A 14,510-nucleotide genomic window follows, 5' to 3' on the forward strand; every position below is an offset into this window, starting at 1 on the left:
GACAAGTCACTACAGCGCGTTGCCGACATGTGACATTCTGCGGGAAGTGAGTTTGCCGCAGCCCCACCGCCGGTATTCAGGTGGAGGCTGCGTTCCTCCGATGGTCGTGGCCACCGCGACCGTCCGCGACCTCAAGGGGGTGGCATGTCCGTAGAACAGGGCAGCTCGAAGGTGCTCACGCTCGACAAGAGCGAGCCCGCACCCGTTGCGCTCACCAGCTCGCCGGAAGCCATCGACACCCGCACGCTCTCCCGCTCCCTGTTCCTGCGGCTCGCCGCGCTGGGCCCCGCCCCGGGCCCCGGGGGGACCGACAGCCCGGAGCGTGCCTATGTGCGGGACACACTCATCGAGCTCAACCTGCCCCTCGTGCGGTACGCGGCGGCGCGGTTCCGGAGCCGTAACGAACCCATGGAGGACATCGTCCAGGTCGGCACCATCGGCCTGATCAAGGCGATCGACCGCTTCGACTGCGAACGCGGCGTGGAGTTCCCGACGTTCGCGATGCCCACCGTCGTCGGCGAGATCAAGCGGTTCTTCCGGGACACCTCGTGGTCGGTGCGGGTGCCGCGCCGGCTTCAGGAGCTGCGGCTCGCCCTCACCCGGACCAGCGACGAGCTCGCGCAGAAGCTGGACCGCTCGCCGACCGTCCCGGAGCTGGCCCGGGCGCTCGGGGTCTCCGAGGAGGAGGTGGTCGACGGCCTGGCCGTGGGCAACGCCTACACCGCCTCGTCGCTGGACTCGCCCGCCCCCGAGGACGACGGCGGCGAGGGCTCGCTGGCCGACCGGCTGGGTTACGAGGACACGGCACTGGAAGGCGTCGAGTACCGCGAGTCGCTCAAGCCGCTGCTGGCCAGGCTCCCGGCGCGCGAGCGCCAGATCATCATGCTGCGGTTCTTCGCCAACATGACCCAGTCGCAGATCGGCGAGGAGGTCGGCATCTCGCAGATGCACGTCTCCCGCCTGCTGACGCGTACGCTCGCCCAGCTCAGGGAAGGGCTCATCGCGGACTGAGCGCCGCACCGAGAGCCCGCTCATCCGGCCGCCGAGGCGCCCCCTCGGCGGCCGTGCGCGTTCCCGTACGACCGCGCCCGCAAACCGACAGCGCCGCCCCCTCGCCGGTCGGCGAGGAAGCGGCGCGGAGACGGATGCGGGTCGGAGCGCGGACGGGACGCTGAACGGGTCGGGTCAGCCGAGCGCGAGCCAGGCGACCGCGCCGAGCACGATGACCACCGCGACGATTCCGGCGATCAGGCCGGTCCTCGGCCCGGAGGAGACGGCGGCGGGCTGCTGCGCGCGCTGCGGTTCGCCCTCGTCGACGAAGGCGCGGAACATCTGGGTGCTGCCGGCCGGGTCGTAGGAGCCCTCGGGACCCTGCGGTGCGTGGGGATTGTGTGCCATGTCGCAGGACCCTAGCGAACTCGGGCGAAGGGCCCAACCCCCGGGCGTCGCCCACCGATCCACCACTGCTGTGGCACAGACCACATCGCCCCCTCCTCTACCGCACACACTGCGGGTTTGACCAGCACCCGGCGTACCCTTTTGCGTTCCTTTACTTCCGCAAGCCCCTTTTCGTTTGCCTGCAGCAACCAACGGCTTCTATGGTTGCCCTAAGCAACAAGATGACCGGTGAGATTGTCTGGGGGTCCCGTGGCCGCACGGAGTCAGTACGAAGAACTGGCCCGGCAGCTGAGCGCCATCGGAGCCGTCAAGAGGGGTCTCGCCCGCATCCTGCCCGCCGAATGCCCCGGTGGCTCCGCCGCCGTGCTGACTCTGCTGAGCCGGCACGGGGAGATGCGGATCAGCCGGCTGGCCGAGCTCCTCGCGGTCGACATGTCGGTGACCAGCCGGCACGTCGCCCACGTGGCGGAACGGGGCTGGATCGAACGGTTCCCGGACCCGGCGGACAGGCGCTCCCGGATCCTGCGGCTGACCCCCGTGGGTGAGGGGGTGCTGGAGGACCTCTCCCGCCGGTCGACCGAGATGTTCGCCTGCCATCTTCAGGATTGGTCCGACGACGAGGTCGGACAGCTCAACACGTTGCTCGCCCGGCTGCGCGACAGCTTCTCCTGTCGCGGCACCGGAGGGTGCGCCTCCGGAAAGCACAGCGGCGAATGCCACTCCCGCCGGGACGACAGCCATGACGGCTCGTACACCCGTACACCCGCGTAACAGAAGCAAAGACAAGGACTTACATGGCTACGACCACACCAACCGGTGTGCGGGGCGGCCACGCCAAGCACGGAGGCCACGACGCCTCCGACGGCACGCCGATGACACACCGGCAGATCATGGAGGCACTCGCCGGGCTGCTGCTCGGCATGTTCGTCGCGATACTGTCGTCGACCGTCGTCTCCAACGCCCTTCCGGAGATCATCTCCGACCTCGGCGGCGGCCAGAGCGCCTACACCTGGGTCGTCACGGCCTCGCTGCTGGCCATGACGGCGACCACCCCCCTGTGGGGCAAGCTCTCCGACCTGTTCAGCAAGAAGCTGCTGGTCCAGATAGCCCTGATCATCTACGTCGCGGGCTCGGTCATCGCCGGTCTGTCGACCAGCAGCGGCATGCTGATCGCCTGCCGTGTGGTGCAGGGCATCGGCGTCGGCGGTCTCTCCGCCCTCGCCCAGATCGTGATGGCCGCCATGATCGCCCCGCGCGAGCGCGGCCGTTACAGCGGCTACATCGGCGCGGTCTTCGCCGTCGCCACCGTCGGCGGCCCGCTGCTCGGCGGTGTCATCACCGACACCAGCTGGATGGGCTGGCGCTGGTGCTTCTACGTGGGTGTGCCGTTCGCGGTCATCGCCCTCATCGTGCTCCAGAAGACCCTGAAGCTCCCGGTCGTCAAGCGCGAGGTCAAGGTCGACTGGACCGGCGCCTTCTTCATCAGCGCCGCCGTCTCGCTGCTGCTCCTGTGGGTGACCTTCGCGGGCGACAAGTACGACTGGATGTCCTGGCAGACCGGCGTGATGCTCGCGGGCTCCCTGGCCCTGGCGCTGCTCTTCGTCTTCACCGAGTCCCGCGCCAGCGAGCCGATCATCCCGCTGCGGCTCTTCCGCAACCGGACCATCACGCTCGCCTCGCTCGCCTCGCTGTTCGTCGGCATCGCGATGTTCGCCGGCACCGTCTTCTTCAGCCAGTACTTCCAGCTGGCGCGCGGCAAGTCGCCGACGATGTCCGGTGTGATGACGATCCCGATGATCGGGGGTCTGTTCCTCTCCTCGACCATCTCGGGCCAGGTCATCACCAAGACGGGCCGCTGGAAGGCATGGCTGGTCAGCGGTGGCTTCCTGGTCACCGCCGGTCTCGGCCTGCTCGGCACGATCCGCTACGACACGACGTACTGGCACATCGCGGTCTACATGTTCGTGATGGGTCTCGGCATCGGCATGATGATGCAGAACCTGGTGCTCGCCACGCAGAACCAGGTGGACCCGAAGGACCTCGGTTCGGCCAGCTCCGTCGTCACCTTCTTCCGTTCCCTCGGCGGTGCGATCGGCGTCTCGGCGCTGGGCGCCGTCATGGCGAACCGCGTCACCCACTACGTCAAGGACGGCCTCGCGGACCTCGGCCCGCAGGGCGCGGCCCTGGGCCACGGCGGCACCGGCGGCGGGGGCATCCCCGACCTGGACAAGCTGCCCGCCCCGTTCCGTACGGTCATGGAGACCGCCTACGGGCACGGCGTCGGTGACGTCTTCCTGTACGCCGCTCCGGCCGCGCTGCTCGCCTTCCTGATCACGCTGTTCATCAAGGAGGTCGCGCTCAGGACGCGGGCCGTGGGCGACGCCCCGGCGCAGGCCGACGCGCCCGCCGAGGCCCCCGCCGACACCGTCACCGAGGCGGTCGCCGAGGGCGCCGCCGGGGTCACCGCCGTCGACACCGCCGAGGCGGCCCCGGCCGCCGAGGCCGAGGCCCCCGTGGACTTCGCCAAGGACGGCACCCCCGTCCGCGGTGTGGTCCGGGGCGCCGAGGGCGCACCCGTGGCCCGGGCGGCCGTCACGCTGATCTCGCTCGGCGGCCGGCAGCTGGGCATCGCCGCGGCGCAGGCCGACGGAAGTTACGCGCTGGCCGCCCCGGGCGCCGGTTCGTACGTCCTGATCGCGTCCGCCGACGGGTTCCAGCCGCAGGCGTCCACCGTGGTCGTCGGCGACGAGCCGCTGGCGTACGACATCCTCCTCTCGGGTACGAGCGGCCTGGCCGGCACCGTGCGCGCCGCCGAGAGCGGCACCCCGATCGCGGACGCCATGGTCATCGTGACCGATGTGCGCGGCGATGTACTGGCCACCGGGAAGTCCGCCGAGGCGGGCGACTTCACCTTCGGCGAGCTGGTCCCCGGTGCGGTGACCGTCGCGGTCAACGCGGCCGGCTTCCGCCCGCTGGCCCTGCCGGTCGAGATCGGCGGCCAGGGGGTCACCCGGGTCGACGCCGCGCTCCAGGCCGGTGCGCTGGTCCAGGGCGTCGTGCGGGCCGGTGCGAGCCGCCGCCCGCTGCCCGACGCCCGGGTCACGCTGGTCGACGCGGCCGGCAACGTGATCGCCACCTCGACCACCGGGGAGGACGGGGCGTACGCCTTCGCCGACCTGGACGCGGGCGAGTACACGGTCATCGCGACCGGCTACCCGCCGGTGGCCGGTGCCCTGACGGTGGCCGGTCACGGGGTCGACGGCCACGACATCGAGCTCGTCCACCCGGGCGAGTGACCCACGCGGTCCGGGGGTAGACCCCGGACCCGTACAGAACCCCTGGCGGGGGCGGCGTCCTTCGAGCGGAGGCGCGGCGCCGGCCGGTGGAAATGGGCCCCGGCGGCGGGGACGGCAGGCAGGGGACGGCCTGCCGTCCCCGCCCCGGGGCCCGACTCATTGAATGCCCCGGTCCGGTGGACGGACGGGTCATGAGCAAGGAGAGAGAACGGGATGGGACTTCGCGCACAGGTACGGACGCGGGACGGCTGGGCCGTGCAGCACGCGGTCGTGACGGTCACCGACATGACCGGCACGCAGGTGCTGCGCGCCGCCGCCGACGAGGCTGGGGCGGTACGGGCCGACACCCCGCTGTCCGCGGGCGCGTACACCGTGATCGTGACGGCGGTCGGGTACGCCCCCGCCGCCTCCACCGCCCTCGTCACGGCCAGCGGCACGGTCGACGCGGGCACGGTGGTGCTGGGCCGCCAGGGCGGGGTCGAGCTGCCGCCGCCGGGCACCTGGTCGCTGGACCCGGCGCACTCCTCGGTGGGCGCGGTCGCCCAGCACCTGGGGATCTCCAGCGTGCACGGCCGGTTCACCGAGTTCGGCGGGCGCGTCGAGATCTCCGAGGACCTCCGGAGCTCCCGGGTCGACGCGGTCATCGACGCGGCGAGCATCGACACCGGTAACGGGATGCGGGACAAGCACCTGCGCTCCCCCGACTTCCTGGACACCGACCGGTTCCCGGAGATCACCTACCGCTCCAGCGGGCTGACCCCGGCCGGGCCCGACCGCTGGACCGTGCACGGCGAGCTGACGATGCGCGGCGTGACGCGGCCCGTCGACCTCGACCTGAGCTACCTCGGCACCGGCCCCGACCCGTGGGGCGGGGTGCGCGCGGCGTTCAGCGCGACCGCCGGACTGCGCCGCGAGGACTTCGCCATGAACTACAACCAGGTGGTCCAGGCGGGCATCGCGGCGATCGGCACCACGCTCCGCGTCGAGCTCGACATCCAGGCCGTGCAGGGCGATTCCCTGCCCGCCGTCTGACGGCTCCCCGCCGTAGGGTCGGTTCCATGGCACCCGACATCGCGACCAACACCGCCGTGGAACTCGACGCACTGCTGGACTTCGTACGGCCCCGGCACCGGGCGATCCTGCTGACCACCCGGGCCGACGGCCGCCCCCAGGGCTCCCCGCTCACCTGCGGCGTGGACGACGCGGGCCGGATCGTGGTCTCCACGTACCCCGAGCGCGCCAAGACCCGTAACGCCAAGCGCGACGCGCGGGTCAGCGTGATCGTCCTGTCGGACGACTGGAACGGGCCCTGGGTCCAGATCGACGGGTCCGCCGAGGTCATCGACGCGCCGGACTCGGTCGAGCCGCTGGTCGAGTACTTCCGGAACATCTCCGGCGAGCACCCCGACTGGCACGAGTACCGGGCGGCGATGGTGAAGCAGGGGAAGTCGATCATCCGGATCACCCCGGAGCGCTGGGGCCCCGTCGCCACCGGCGGCTTCCCGGCCCACCTCGCCCCGTGATCTCCCCCGCCCTGCTCGACCGGGCCCGGATCGTCGCCGGGCCCGAGGTCGGCGAGGCCGCCGTGCGCGGACTGGCGGCGGCCACCGGGCGCACCATCGAACGCGGCCCCGGCGAGGGCCCCTTCGTGTACGTGGGTGCCTCGCTGCCCGACGCGGTGCGCGCGGCGGACCTGGTCTGGTTCCACAGCGTCAACGCGGGCACCGACGCCCTGCTGCGCTCCGGGCCCTGGCCGGACGGCGTGCCGCTGACCCGGACCGTGGGCCGGATGGGCGAGCGGATCGCGCAGTACGTGCTGGGCTGGGTGCTCGCGGAGTGCCAGTCGGTCCCGGAGTTCGCCGCCCAGCACGCCCGCGCCGAGTGGCGCCGCATCGACTCCGAACTCGTCGCCGGGCAGACCGCCGTGGTGCACGGCGCCGGCCGCATCGGCTCCGCCGTCGCCACGCTGCTCCGGGCCTGCGGCATCCGGACCGTGGCCGCCGTCCGCACCCCGCGCCCGGCGCCGCCCGGCTTCGACGCGGTGGTCGTGGGCGACGAACCGGCCGCCGCCCGCTGGGTGGTCGCCGCGCTCCCGCTGACCGGGGCGACCACCGGGTACTTCGGCGCGGACCGGTTCGCCGCGATGGGCGGGGCGACCTTCCTCAACGTGGGGCGGGGCGCGACGGTGGATCTGGTGGCGCTGGAGGGGGCGTTGCGCTCCGGGGCGGTGGGGCGGGCGGTACTCGATGTGCTGGCCGACGAGCCGGCGGCGCCCGGGGACCCGTGCTGGCGGCTGCCGCGTACGGTCGTCACCTCGCACTCCGCGGGGATCACGGCGGACGAGGACATCGTCACGGACTTCGCGGCGTGCCTGCGGGACCTCTCGGCGGGCCGGGTCCCGGCGCTCACGGTGGACACCGCGCGCGGCTACTGAGCAGCCCTACCGGGCGCGTTCCCGCATCGCGTCGATCCCCGCGATCAGCAGGTCCAGCGCGAGGGCGAAGTCGCGCTCGCGTGTCTCCTCCACGGTGGCCCCGCCGCGCGCCGCCGTCAGGCCCGGCGAGTCCTCCACGAAGCCGTCGAGCCGGGGCTGCTCCTGGATCGCGGCCATCGCCTGCCGGACGTACTCGTCCTGGGTGAGTCCCGCCTCCGCGCTCCGCCGCGCGAACCGGCCCTCGGCCGTGCCGAATCCGTACACGAACTGGAAGACCGCCGACAGCGCCCCGCCCCGGCTCTCCGGCGGCAGCCCGGTCGCCCGGATCACGTCCTGCACGGTGCGGGTCACCAGCAACGCGTGCGGGCCGAGGTTGAGGAACCGGCCCGCGAGCGGCGAGACCCAGACGTGCCGCACCAGCAGCCCCCGGTACGCCGCGGCCACCGCGCGCAGCCGGTCCTGCCAGGGGGCGTCGGCAGGCGGTGGCGCGATCTCGCTGTAGACCGCGTCGAGGGCCAGTTCCAGCAGGTCGTCCTTGGTGTCCACGTACCAGTACAGGGACATCGCCGTGACGTTCAGCTCGGCGGCCAGCCGGCGCATGGAGAACTTCGCCAGGCCCTCGGCGTCCAGCAGCCGGACCGAGGCGGCGGTGATCCGTTCCCGGTCGAGCCCGGCCGGCTGGGCCGTCCGGCGGGAGCGCGCGGGGTGCCGGGTCTCCAGCCACACGCTGGACCGGACGGGGTTCTTCACGCGGTCGGCCGCGGACACCATGGCGCACTCCCTCGTCTCGCCGGCGGGATGGACGCACCGGCCGCGTACCGCTTACCCGCTGAACGGAGGCGTACGGTCCGGCAGGCCCCGCCCGATGCTATGCCGCTGTCTCGGCACGGCCGCCCAGGGATCGGGGTGGTTGGGGCGTACAAGTGTCCTCTCGTGGGTACGGTGCCGGTCGCCGCATCGGATACGGCCTGCCCCGGAAGCTGGAGTGATATGTCACTGCGTCGTCGTACGGTGGAAGTCCTGGTGGCCGCAGGGTTGTCGGTGGCGGCGCTCGCGCCTCCCGCGACGGCGGCGGGGCACGGGCGGGCGCCCGGGCAGTCGGTCCCGCTGCGGGTAGCGACGTACAACATCCATGCCGGGGCCGGCATGGACAACGTCTTCGATCTCGACCGGCAGGTGGCCGCGCTGCGCGCCCTGGACGCGGATGTGATCGGGCTCCAGGAGGTGGACGTCCGCTGGGGCGACCGCAGCGAGTGGCGGGACCTGGCGGCCGAGCTGGGCCGGCGGCTGGGGATGCACGTCTCCTTCGCGCCGATCTACAACCTCGATCCGGTGGAGGAGGGCGGCCCCCGGCGGGAGTTCGGCGTCGCCGTGCTGTCCCGGTACAGGATCGTGAGCGCCGAGAACCACGATCTGACCCGGCTCTCCACGCAGGACCCGAACCCGGTTCCGGCGCCCGCGCCCGGCTTCGGCGAGGTGGTGCTGAAGGTGCGCGGCCTGCCGGTCCACGTGTACGCGACGCATCTCGACTACCGGGGCGACCCGTCCGTCCGTGTCGCCCAGGTCGCGGACACGCGGCGGATCATGGCGGAGGACCGGGCGCACGAGCGGCGGCCGGTACGGCAGATCCTGCTGGGCGACTTCAACGCGCCGCCGACCGCGCCGGAGCTGGCGCCGCTGTGGAAGGAGCTGACCGACATCGAGCCGGGCGGGCCGACGTACCCGGCGCGGAATCCGGTGCAGCGGATCGACTATGTGGCCGTTTCGAAGGACACCGTCCGGGTACGCGGCGCGGCGGTGGCCGAGGAGTCGCTTGCCTCGGACCACCGCCCGGTCGTGGCCGATCTGTTGCTGCGGCGCTGAGTTCTCCGGTCGTCAGCTGTCCGTCTTCGGCCGGGTGAGGTCGTAGAAGGTGGCGCTGCCTGCCGTCACCTCCGTGAAGGTCTCCTCCACCCAGGAGGAGATCTGCGAGGCGGTGCCACTGCCTCCCATGCCGCCTCCACCCATGCCGCCCGGGACGAAGTAGTGGACGCGGCCGTCCTCGACGTACTTCTTGAACTGCGCGAGCGTCGGGGACGGATCGCTCCCGTTGAAGCCGCCGATCGCCATGACCGGTTCCTCGGTGGCGAGTTGGTAGCTCGCGGCGTTCTGCGAGCCGATGGCCGCGGCGGCCCAGGTGTAGGCGTCGGCGTCCTTCTCCAGGAGCGCCTCGGCCTCGGAGCCGACGGACGCGCCGTTGAGGAGACCGCCCATGCCGCCGGCTCCGCCGCGTTCGCCCGTGGCGGGCGGGGTGCCGCGCCGGCCGTTCTGGGCGGGCCCGCCGTTCCGGGCAGGGGGTCCGCCCTGGTTCCGGCCTTGGCCGGGCGGGTTGCCGGTGGGGGGCTGCCCCAGGCCGGCGCCCTGCTGGCTGGTGCCGCCCTGACCCGGCGGCCGCATGCCGCCGCCGCCCGGTCCGCCGCCGGGACCGCCGCCCATGCCGCCCGAGGACGGGCCGGCCGTGACGATGGAGCCCTGGTGGCCCGTGTTCAGGGTGCTCACGGTGTACGCGGCCGGCCCGGCGAGCGACGCGGCGAAGCCCAGCACCACGGTGAGGAGGGCCAGTCGGCGGCCCAGCCGGGCCGCGAGCAGCAGGCCCACCGCCGCCACGAGACCGGTGGCGAGGACGGCCGTCCGCAGCCACGGCTGGTAGTCCGGGGTGCGGCCGAGCAGGACGTACGCCCAGTACGCCGTCACCGCGACGGTGCCGGCGAGCGCGGCGCCCGCCCACCAGTGGGCCCGCTCCTCCCACAGGACCGTGGCGCCCATGCCGATCAGCGCGGCCAGGTAGGGCGCCAGGGCCACCGTGTAGTACTGGTGGAAGATCCCGGCCATGAAGCTGAACACGGCGGCCGTCATCAGCAGCGAACCGCCCCACGCGAGGAACGCGGCCCGCGCGGTGTCCGTCCTCCTCACCCGCCAGGTCAGCCAGATCCCGGCGACGAGCAGGATCAGGGCGGCGGGCAGCAGCCAGGAGATCTGGGCGCCCACCTCGGAGTTGAACATCCGGCCGATGCCGGTCTCGCCCCACTGGCCGCCGCCCCGGCCGCCACCGCCGCCGACGCTGCCGGTCTCCTCGCCGTTGATGCGGCCGAGCCCGTTGTAGCCGAAGGTCAGCTCGAGGAACGAGTTGTTCTGCGAACCGCCGATGTACGGGCGTGAGGAGGCCGGCCACAGTTCGACGACCGCCACCCACCAGCCGCCCGCGACGACCATGGCGAGCGCGGAGAGACCCAGCTGCCCGAACCTCTTCCGTACGGGGACCGGTGCGAACACCGCGTACAGCACCGCCAGCGGCGGCAGGATCAGGAACGCCTGGAGGGTCTTCGACAGGAACGCGCTTCCCACCGCGACACCCGCCCACACCAGCCACTTCGTGCGGCCCTTCTCCATCGCGCGCAGGACGCAGTGGACGGTGACCGTCATCAGCAGCGCGAGCAGCGCGTCCGGGTTGTTGAAGCGGAACATCAGCGCGGCGACCGGTGTCAGCGCGAACACCGCCATGGTGATGAGCCCGGCGGCGGCACTGAACCGGCGGCGCACGGTCGCGTACAGCACCCCGGCCGTCGCGGCCGCCATCACCACCTGCGGCGCGAGGATCGCCCACGAGCTGAGTCCGAAGACCCGCACCGACAGGGCCATGGGCCACAGGGTGGCCGGAGGCTTGTCCACGGTGATCGCGTTGGCCGCGTCGAGCGAGCCGAAGAAGAACGCCTTCCAGCTGCGGCTGCCGGCCTGCACGGCGGCGGAGTAGAAGGAGTTGGCGTAGCCCGATGCGCTGAGGTTCCAGAAGTAGGCCAGCGTGATGACGAGCAGCAGGGCCAGAAAGGCGGGACGCACCCACGGCGCGTCCTCGGCCCGGCCGCGCCAGATGCGGCGGGGCAGGGGGGCATCGGCCCGTGCGTGCCCCGGGGGTGTGTCCGGCCGCGCGGCCGGAGCGTATGCGGGATCGAGCGGTGTCATCGGGCGTTCCTCGGGTCGTGGGTGGTTCCGGCGGCCGGCGGTGCGGGGACGGCGGCATCGTGCGCGGGGATTCCCGGGTCGGCGGCGGGGAACGCCACGGCCGGTGACGCGGGGTTTCCCCGCTCCCGGTCCGGGAAGACCCACGCGCGGAAGAGCAGGAAGCGCAGCACCGTCGCCGCGAGGTTCGCCGCGATGAGCACCGCGAGTTCGGTGCTGTGCGAGGGCGAACCGGAGGCCGCGCCCAGGGCCGCCAGCGAACCGCTGGTCAGGGCGAGCCCGATGGCGAAGACCACGAGGCCCTGCGCCTGGTGACGGACCGCGCCGCCCCGGCCGCGTACCCCGAAGGTGAGCCTCCGGTTCGCGGCGGTGTTCGCGACGGCCGAGACGAGCAGCGCGGCCCCGTTGGCGAGCTGGGGCCCGGTGCCGAGCCGGAAGAGGGAGTACAGCGCCAGGTAGAACAGCGTGGAGAGGGCACCCACGACGCAGAATCCGACGAGCTGGCGGGCGAGCCCGCCCGGCACCCCGCCGATCGCCCGGTCGCGCGGATCGTCCCCGAAGGGCCGCGCCAGCCGGTCCAGCGGAAGCGCGCCGACGGCCAGCGCCCGGCCCACCCGCCACACGCCCTTCAGGTCCTCGGTGGCGGTCCGGACGATGTGGACCGTGGAGTCGGGGTCGTCCACCCAGTCGACGGGCACCTCGTGGATGCGCAGCCCAGCCCGTTCGGCGAGCACCAGCATCTCGGTGTCGAAGAACCAGCCGGTGTCCTCCACCATCGGCAGCAACCGCTGCGCGACCTCCCGCCGGATCGCCTTGAACCCGCACTGCGCGTCACTGAACCGGGCGGCCAGCGACGAGCGGAGGATGATGTTGTACGCCCGCGAGATGAACTCCCGCTTCGTCCCCCGCACCACCCGCGAACTCCGCGCGAGCCGCGACCCGATGGCGAGGTCGGAGTGTCCGGAGATGAGCGGCGCCACCAGCGGAAGCAGGGCGTTGAGGTCGGTGGACAGATCGACGTCCATGTACGCGAGCACCGGCGCGTCCGAGTGCGTCCACACGGTGCGCAGCGCCCGCCCGCGCCCCTTCTCCTCCAGCCGGACCGACCGCACCCCCGGCAGCGACCGCACCAGCCGCTCCGCCACCTCGGGCGTCCGGTCGGTACTGGCGTTGTCGGCGACGGTGATCCGGAAGGCGTACGGGAAGGTGCGGGCCAGATGCCCGTGCAGCCGCACCACGCACGGTTCGAGGTCCTTCTCCTCGTTGTAGACGGGCACCACCACATCGAGCACGGGCGCACCCGCCGCACCGGCCACGCCGGCGAGGAGGTGGTCCCGGGCCGGCAAGGTGCTCCAAGGAGTCTCTGTTCGCATGCTGTCGACAGTCGCCAACGGCGCTGTCACAGGCGTGTGGTGAGGCTGTGGCGTGCCTGTGGACCGACGGACGTATGCTTCTGCGGCGGTCGCGGGCGCGGCCGTCGTGATCACGGCCAGGGGCACAGGGATGCGTGGGCTCAAAGCGGTGGGACCGGCCCTCGCCCTGGTGGCGGCGGTCGCGGGGTGCTCGTCCGACGCGGGCGCGAGCGAACAGCAGCTCACCGACTGGCGCGAGAACTACTGCCGGCAGCTGGGCGCGTGGCAGAGGGCGCACGACGAGGAGTCTCCGGACGCGGCGGGTGGCGAGGAGGCCGGGGCCATCGCGAGCGACGTCTTCGCGGCGATGCAGCCGCTCACGGACGAGCCCGTGGGCGCGGGCCGCACGCTGGCGGAGGCCACAGCGGCGGCGATGAACAGCGACGAGTCCGAAGCGTTGGGCCTCATCGTGGCGTACTGCGGTGACAACGGCTTCGAGACGCTGACCCGCTAGGGCCTGTCCGGCCGGGGCCGTCCGCATCCGACCCGCTCCACCGGCAGCCGCACCGCGAACACCGTCTCCCCCGGCACCGACCGCACCTCCACCGCACCGCCGTGGGCCGTCACCACCGCCTGGACGATCGCGAGGCCGAGGCCCGTGGAGCCGGCGTGACGGGAGCGGGAGGCGTCACCGCGGGCGAAGCGCTCGAAGACGTGGGGGAGGAGGTCCGGAGGGATGCCGGGGCCGTTGTCCTGGATCTCCACGGTGACCCAGGGGGCGGCGGGCCCGGCCAGGACACGGGCGGTGACCGTGGTGCCCGGCGGGGTGTGGGTACGGGCGTTGGCCAGGAGGTTGACCAGGACCTGGTGGATGCGGGTGGGGTCGGCGCGGACCCTCGCGGGGGCGTCCGGGAGGTCCAGGCGCCAGTGGCGGACGGGCCCGGCGCGGTCCGCCGCGCGGGCGTCGCTCACCGCGTCCACGACGAGCGGCGAGAGATCGGTGCTCTCGTACGAGAGCGGGCGGCCCGCGTCCAGGCGGGCGAGCAGGAGCAGGTCCTCGACCATGCCCGTCATCCGCTGGGCCTCCGCCTCGATGCGCCCGAGCGCGTGCCGGGTGTCCGGGCCGGGGTCCTCCCGGCCGCGCCGGGTGAGTTCGGCGTAGCCGCGTATCGAGGCCAGCGGGGTCCGCAGCTCGTGGCTGGCGTCCGCGACGAACTGGCGCACCCGCGTCTCGCTGCGCTGCCGCGCGTCCAGGGCCGAACCCACGTGCCCCAGCATCCGGTTCAGCGCCGAGCCGACCTGGCCCACCTCCGTGCGCGGGTCCGCCTCGGCGTCCGGCACCCGTTCGAGGAGAGCCACCTCGCCGCTGTGCAGGGGCAGTTCGGACACCCGGGTCGCGGTAGCCGCCACCCGCCGCAGGGGCCGCAGCGCGACACCGACCATCGCCGCGCCCGCGATCCCCGCCGCGACGAGCCCCGCACCGGTCACGCAGACCTCCACCAGGATCAGGGTGCCCAGCGCACGGCTCACCTCGGTGGTGGGGATGCCGACGAGGACCGTGCCGCCGTCGTCCGTCGGCACCGCCCGCACCCGGTAACCGCCCAGACCGGGCAGCTCGGCGTCGTGCGCGCGGTCGTCCGCCGTGACACCGGCCGCCGACACGGCGTCCCGCTGGGCTGCGGTCAGCGGTTCGGTGTTCTCGCCGGCGTCGAAACCGCCGTCCTTCACGACGGCCGAGTCCGTGATCTCCCCCTGCTCGACCAGCGCGCCGAAGGTCTCCAGCGGCTGGCCGCCCATGCCGATGAAACCGAGCGGATCATGCCCCGGGGACGTCTTCGGCCCCCCGGGCGCGGGAACACCCGGCACCCGCTGCGCCCGGACCGCGATGTCCCGCAACTGTCCGTCGAGCTTCCCGTACAGATAACTGTGGAACGCGATCGCGGTGACCGAGCCGATCACGGCGGCGACGACGGCGATCAGCGTCACCGCCGAGACCACGAGGCGGGTGCGCAGGGTCCACGGCCGCCGCACTCC

Annotated in this window: 13 protein-coding genes; 8 read left to right on the plus strand and 5 right to left on the minus strand. The window is 73.0% G+C overall.

Going from position 1 to position 14,510, the window contains the following annotated elements; genetic code table 11:
* Nucleotides 1–144: 144 nt before the first annotated feature.
* Nucleotides 145–1,011: an RNA polymerase sigma factor SigF gene (locus ACN6LM_RS03030; protein ID WP_445063694.1), complete on the plus strand. Its 867-nt coding sequence runs from the start codon at nucleotides 145–147 to the stop codon at nucleotides 1,009–1,011.
* A 174-nt stretch (nucleotides 1,012–1,185) separates the two neighbouring features.
* Here ACN6LM_RS03030 and ACN6LM_RS03035 read toward each other — a convergent pair whose 3' ends face one another.
* Nucleotides 1,186–1,398, minus strand: coding sequence for a hypothetical protein (locus ACN6LM_RS03035; protein ID WP_161208819.1), 213 nt, complete (start codon nucleotides 1,396–1,398; stop codon nucleotides 1,186–1,188).
* Nucleotides 1,399–1,647: 249 nt separating this feature from the next.
* Here ACN6LM_RS03035 and ACN6LM_RS03040 point away from each other — a divergent pair, with 249 nt between their 5' ends.
* The 5 genes from ACN6LM_RS03040 (at nucleotide 1,648) to ACN6LM_RS03060 (ending at nucleotide 7,128) form a co-directional block, all read left to right on the plus strand.
* Nucleotides 1,648–2,169 carry a MarR family winged helix-turn-helix transcriptional regulator gene (locus tag ACN6LM_RS03040; protein ID WP_445063695.1) on the plus strand — a complete coding sequence of 174 codons (522 nt, stop codon included), beginning with the start codon at nucleotides 1,648–1,650 and terminating at the stop codon, nucleotides 2,167–2,169.
* Between the two features lie 101 nt (nucleotides 2,170–2,270).
* Nucleotides 2,271–4,694, plus strand: coding sequence for an MFS transporter (locus tag ACN6LM_RS03045; RefSeq protein WP_458576025.1), 2,424 nt, complete (start codon nucleotides 2,271–2,273; stop codon nucleotides 4,692–4,694).
* Between the two features lie 213 nt (nucleotides 4,695–4,907).
* Nucleotides 4,908–5,726 (plus strand): YceI family protein, encoded by an 819-nt coding sequence (locus ACN6LM_RS03050; protein ID WP_445063697.1) that lies wholly within the window; start codon nucleotides 4,908–4,910, stop codon nucleotides 5,724–5,726.
* 26 nt (nucleotides 5,727–5,752) lie between these two features.
* Nucleotides 5,753–6,217, plus strand: a complete 465-nt coding sequence (locus ACN6LM_RS03055) for a PPOX class F420-dependent oxidoreductase (protein ID WP_445063698.1) — start codon at nucleotides 5,753–5,755, stop codon at nucleotides 6,215–6,217.
* Complete coding sequence (locus ACN6LM_RS03060; RefSeq protein WP_445063699.1) at nucleotides 6,214–7,128, plus strand: NAD(P)-dependent oxidoreductase; 915 nt, start codon at nucleotides 6,214–6,216, stop codon at nucleotides 7,126–7,128. Before ACN6LM_RS03055 ends, ACN6LM_RS03060 begins: the two co-directional genes overlap by 4 nt.
* A 6-nt stretch (nucleotides 7,129–7,134) precedes the next feature.
* On the opposite strand, the gene ACN6LM_RS03065 is transcribed toward ACN6LM_RS03060, so the two are convergent.
* Nucleotides 7,135–7,899, minus strand: coding sequence for a TetR/AcrR family transcriptional regulator (locus ACN6LM_RS03065; protein WP_445063700.1), 765 nt, complete (start codon nucleotides 7,897–7,899; stop codon nucleotides 7,135–7,137).
* A 219-nt stretch (nucleotides 7,900–8,118) separates the two neighbouring features.
* Here ACN6LM_RS03065 and ACN6LM_RS03070 point away from each other — a divergent pair, with 219 nt between their 5' ends.
* Complete coding sequence (locus ACN6LM_RS03070; protein WP_445063701.1) at nucleotides 8,119–8,991, plus strand: endonuclease/exonuclease/phosphatase family protein; 873 nt, start codon at nucleotides 8,119–8,121, stop codon at nucleotides 8,989–8,991.
* A 12-nt stretch (nucleotides 8,992–9,003) separates the two neighbouring features.
* On the opposite strand, the gene ACN6LM_RS03075 is transcribed toward ACN6LM_RS03070, so the two are convergent.
* Nucleotides 9,004–11,127, minus strand: a complete 2,124-nt coding sequence (locus tag ACN6LM_RS03075; protein ID WP_445063702.1) for an ArnT family glycosyltransferase — start codon at nucleotides 11,125–11,127, stop codon at nucleotides 9,004–9,006.
* Nucleotides 11,124–12,497 carry a glycosyltransferase gene (locus tag ACN6LM_RS03080; RefSeq protein ID WP_445063703.1) on the minus strand — a complete coding sequence of 458 codons (1,374 nt, stop codon included), beginning with the start codon at nucleotides 12,495–12,497 and terminating at the stop codon, nucleotides 11,124–11,126. Before ACN6LM_RS03080 ends, ACN6LM_RS03075 begins: the two co-directional genes overlap by 4 nt.
* Nucleotides 12,498–12,627: 130 nt before the next feature.
* On the opposite strand from ACN6LM_RS03080, the gene ACN6LM_RS03085 reads away from it, so the two are divergent.
* Nucleotides 12,628–12,990: a hypothetical protein gene (locus ACN6LM_RS03085; RefSeq protein WP_445063704.1), complete on the plus strand. Its 363-nt coding sequence runs from the start codon at nucleotides 12,628–12,630 to the stop codon at nucleotides 12,988–12,990.
* Here ACN6LM_RS03085 and ACN6LM_RS03090 read toward each other — a convergent pair.
* Nucleotides 12,987–14,507 carry a sensor histidine kinase gene (locus ACN6LM_RS03090; protein WP_445063768.1) on the minus strand — a complete coding sequence of 507 codons (1,521 nt, stop codon included), beginning with the start codon at nucleotides 14,505–14,507 and terminating at the stop codon, nucleotides 12,987–12,989. The two genes, ACN6LM_RS03085 and ACN6LM_RS03090, sit on opposite strands and share 4 nt — an antisense overlap.
* Nucleotides 14,508–14,510 lie beyond the last annotated feature (3 nt).

Source organism: Streptomyces sp. SAS_281, from assembly GCF_052542855.1.

Bases quoted from the DNA above. Each gene is read 5' to 3' on its own strand.
- ACN6LM_RS03070 (WP_445063701.1), top strand. From the start codon at position 8,119: ATGTCACTGCGTCGTCGTACGGTGGAAGTCCTGGTGGCCGCAGGGTTG.
- ACN6LM_RS03085 (WP_445063704.1), top strand. From the start codon at position 12,628: ATGCGTGGGCTCAAAGCGGTGGGACCGGCCCTCGCCCTGGTGGCGGCG.
- ACN6LM_RS03035 (WP_161208819.1), bottom strand. From the start codon at position 1,398: ATGGCACACAATCCCCACGCACCGCAGGGTCCCGAGGGCTCCTACGAC.
- ACN6LM_RS03080 (WP_445063703.1), bottom strand. From the start codon at position 12,497: ATGCGAACAGAGACTCCTTGGAGCACCTTGCCGGCCCGGGACCACCTC.
- ACN6LM_RS03050 (WP_445063697.1), top strand. From the start codon at position 4,908: ATGGGACTTCGCGCACAGGTACGGACGCGGGACGGCTGGGCCGTGCAG.
- ACN6LM_RS03045 (WP_458576025.1), top strand. From the start codon at position 2,271: ATGACACACCGGCAGATCATGGAGGCACTCGCCGGGCTGCTGCTCGGC.
- ACN6LM_RS03075 (WP_445063702.1), bottom strand. From the start codon at position 11,127: ATGACACCGCTCGATCCCGCATACGCTCCGGCCGCGCGGCCGGACACA.
- ACN6LM_RS03030 (WP_445063694.1), top strand. From the start codon at position 145: ATGTCCGTAGAACAGGGCAGCTCGAAGGTGCTCACGCTCGACAAGAGC.
- ACN6LM_RS03055 (WP_445063698.1), top strand. From the start codon at position 5,753: ATGGCACCCGACATCGCGACCAACACCGCCGTGGAACTCGACGCACTG.
- ACN6LM_RS03065 (WP_445063700.1), bottom strand. From the start codon at position 7,899: ATGGTGTCCGCGGCCGACCGCGTGAAGAACCCCGTCCGGTCCAGCGTG.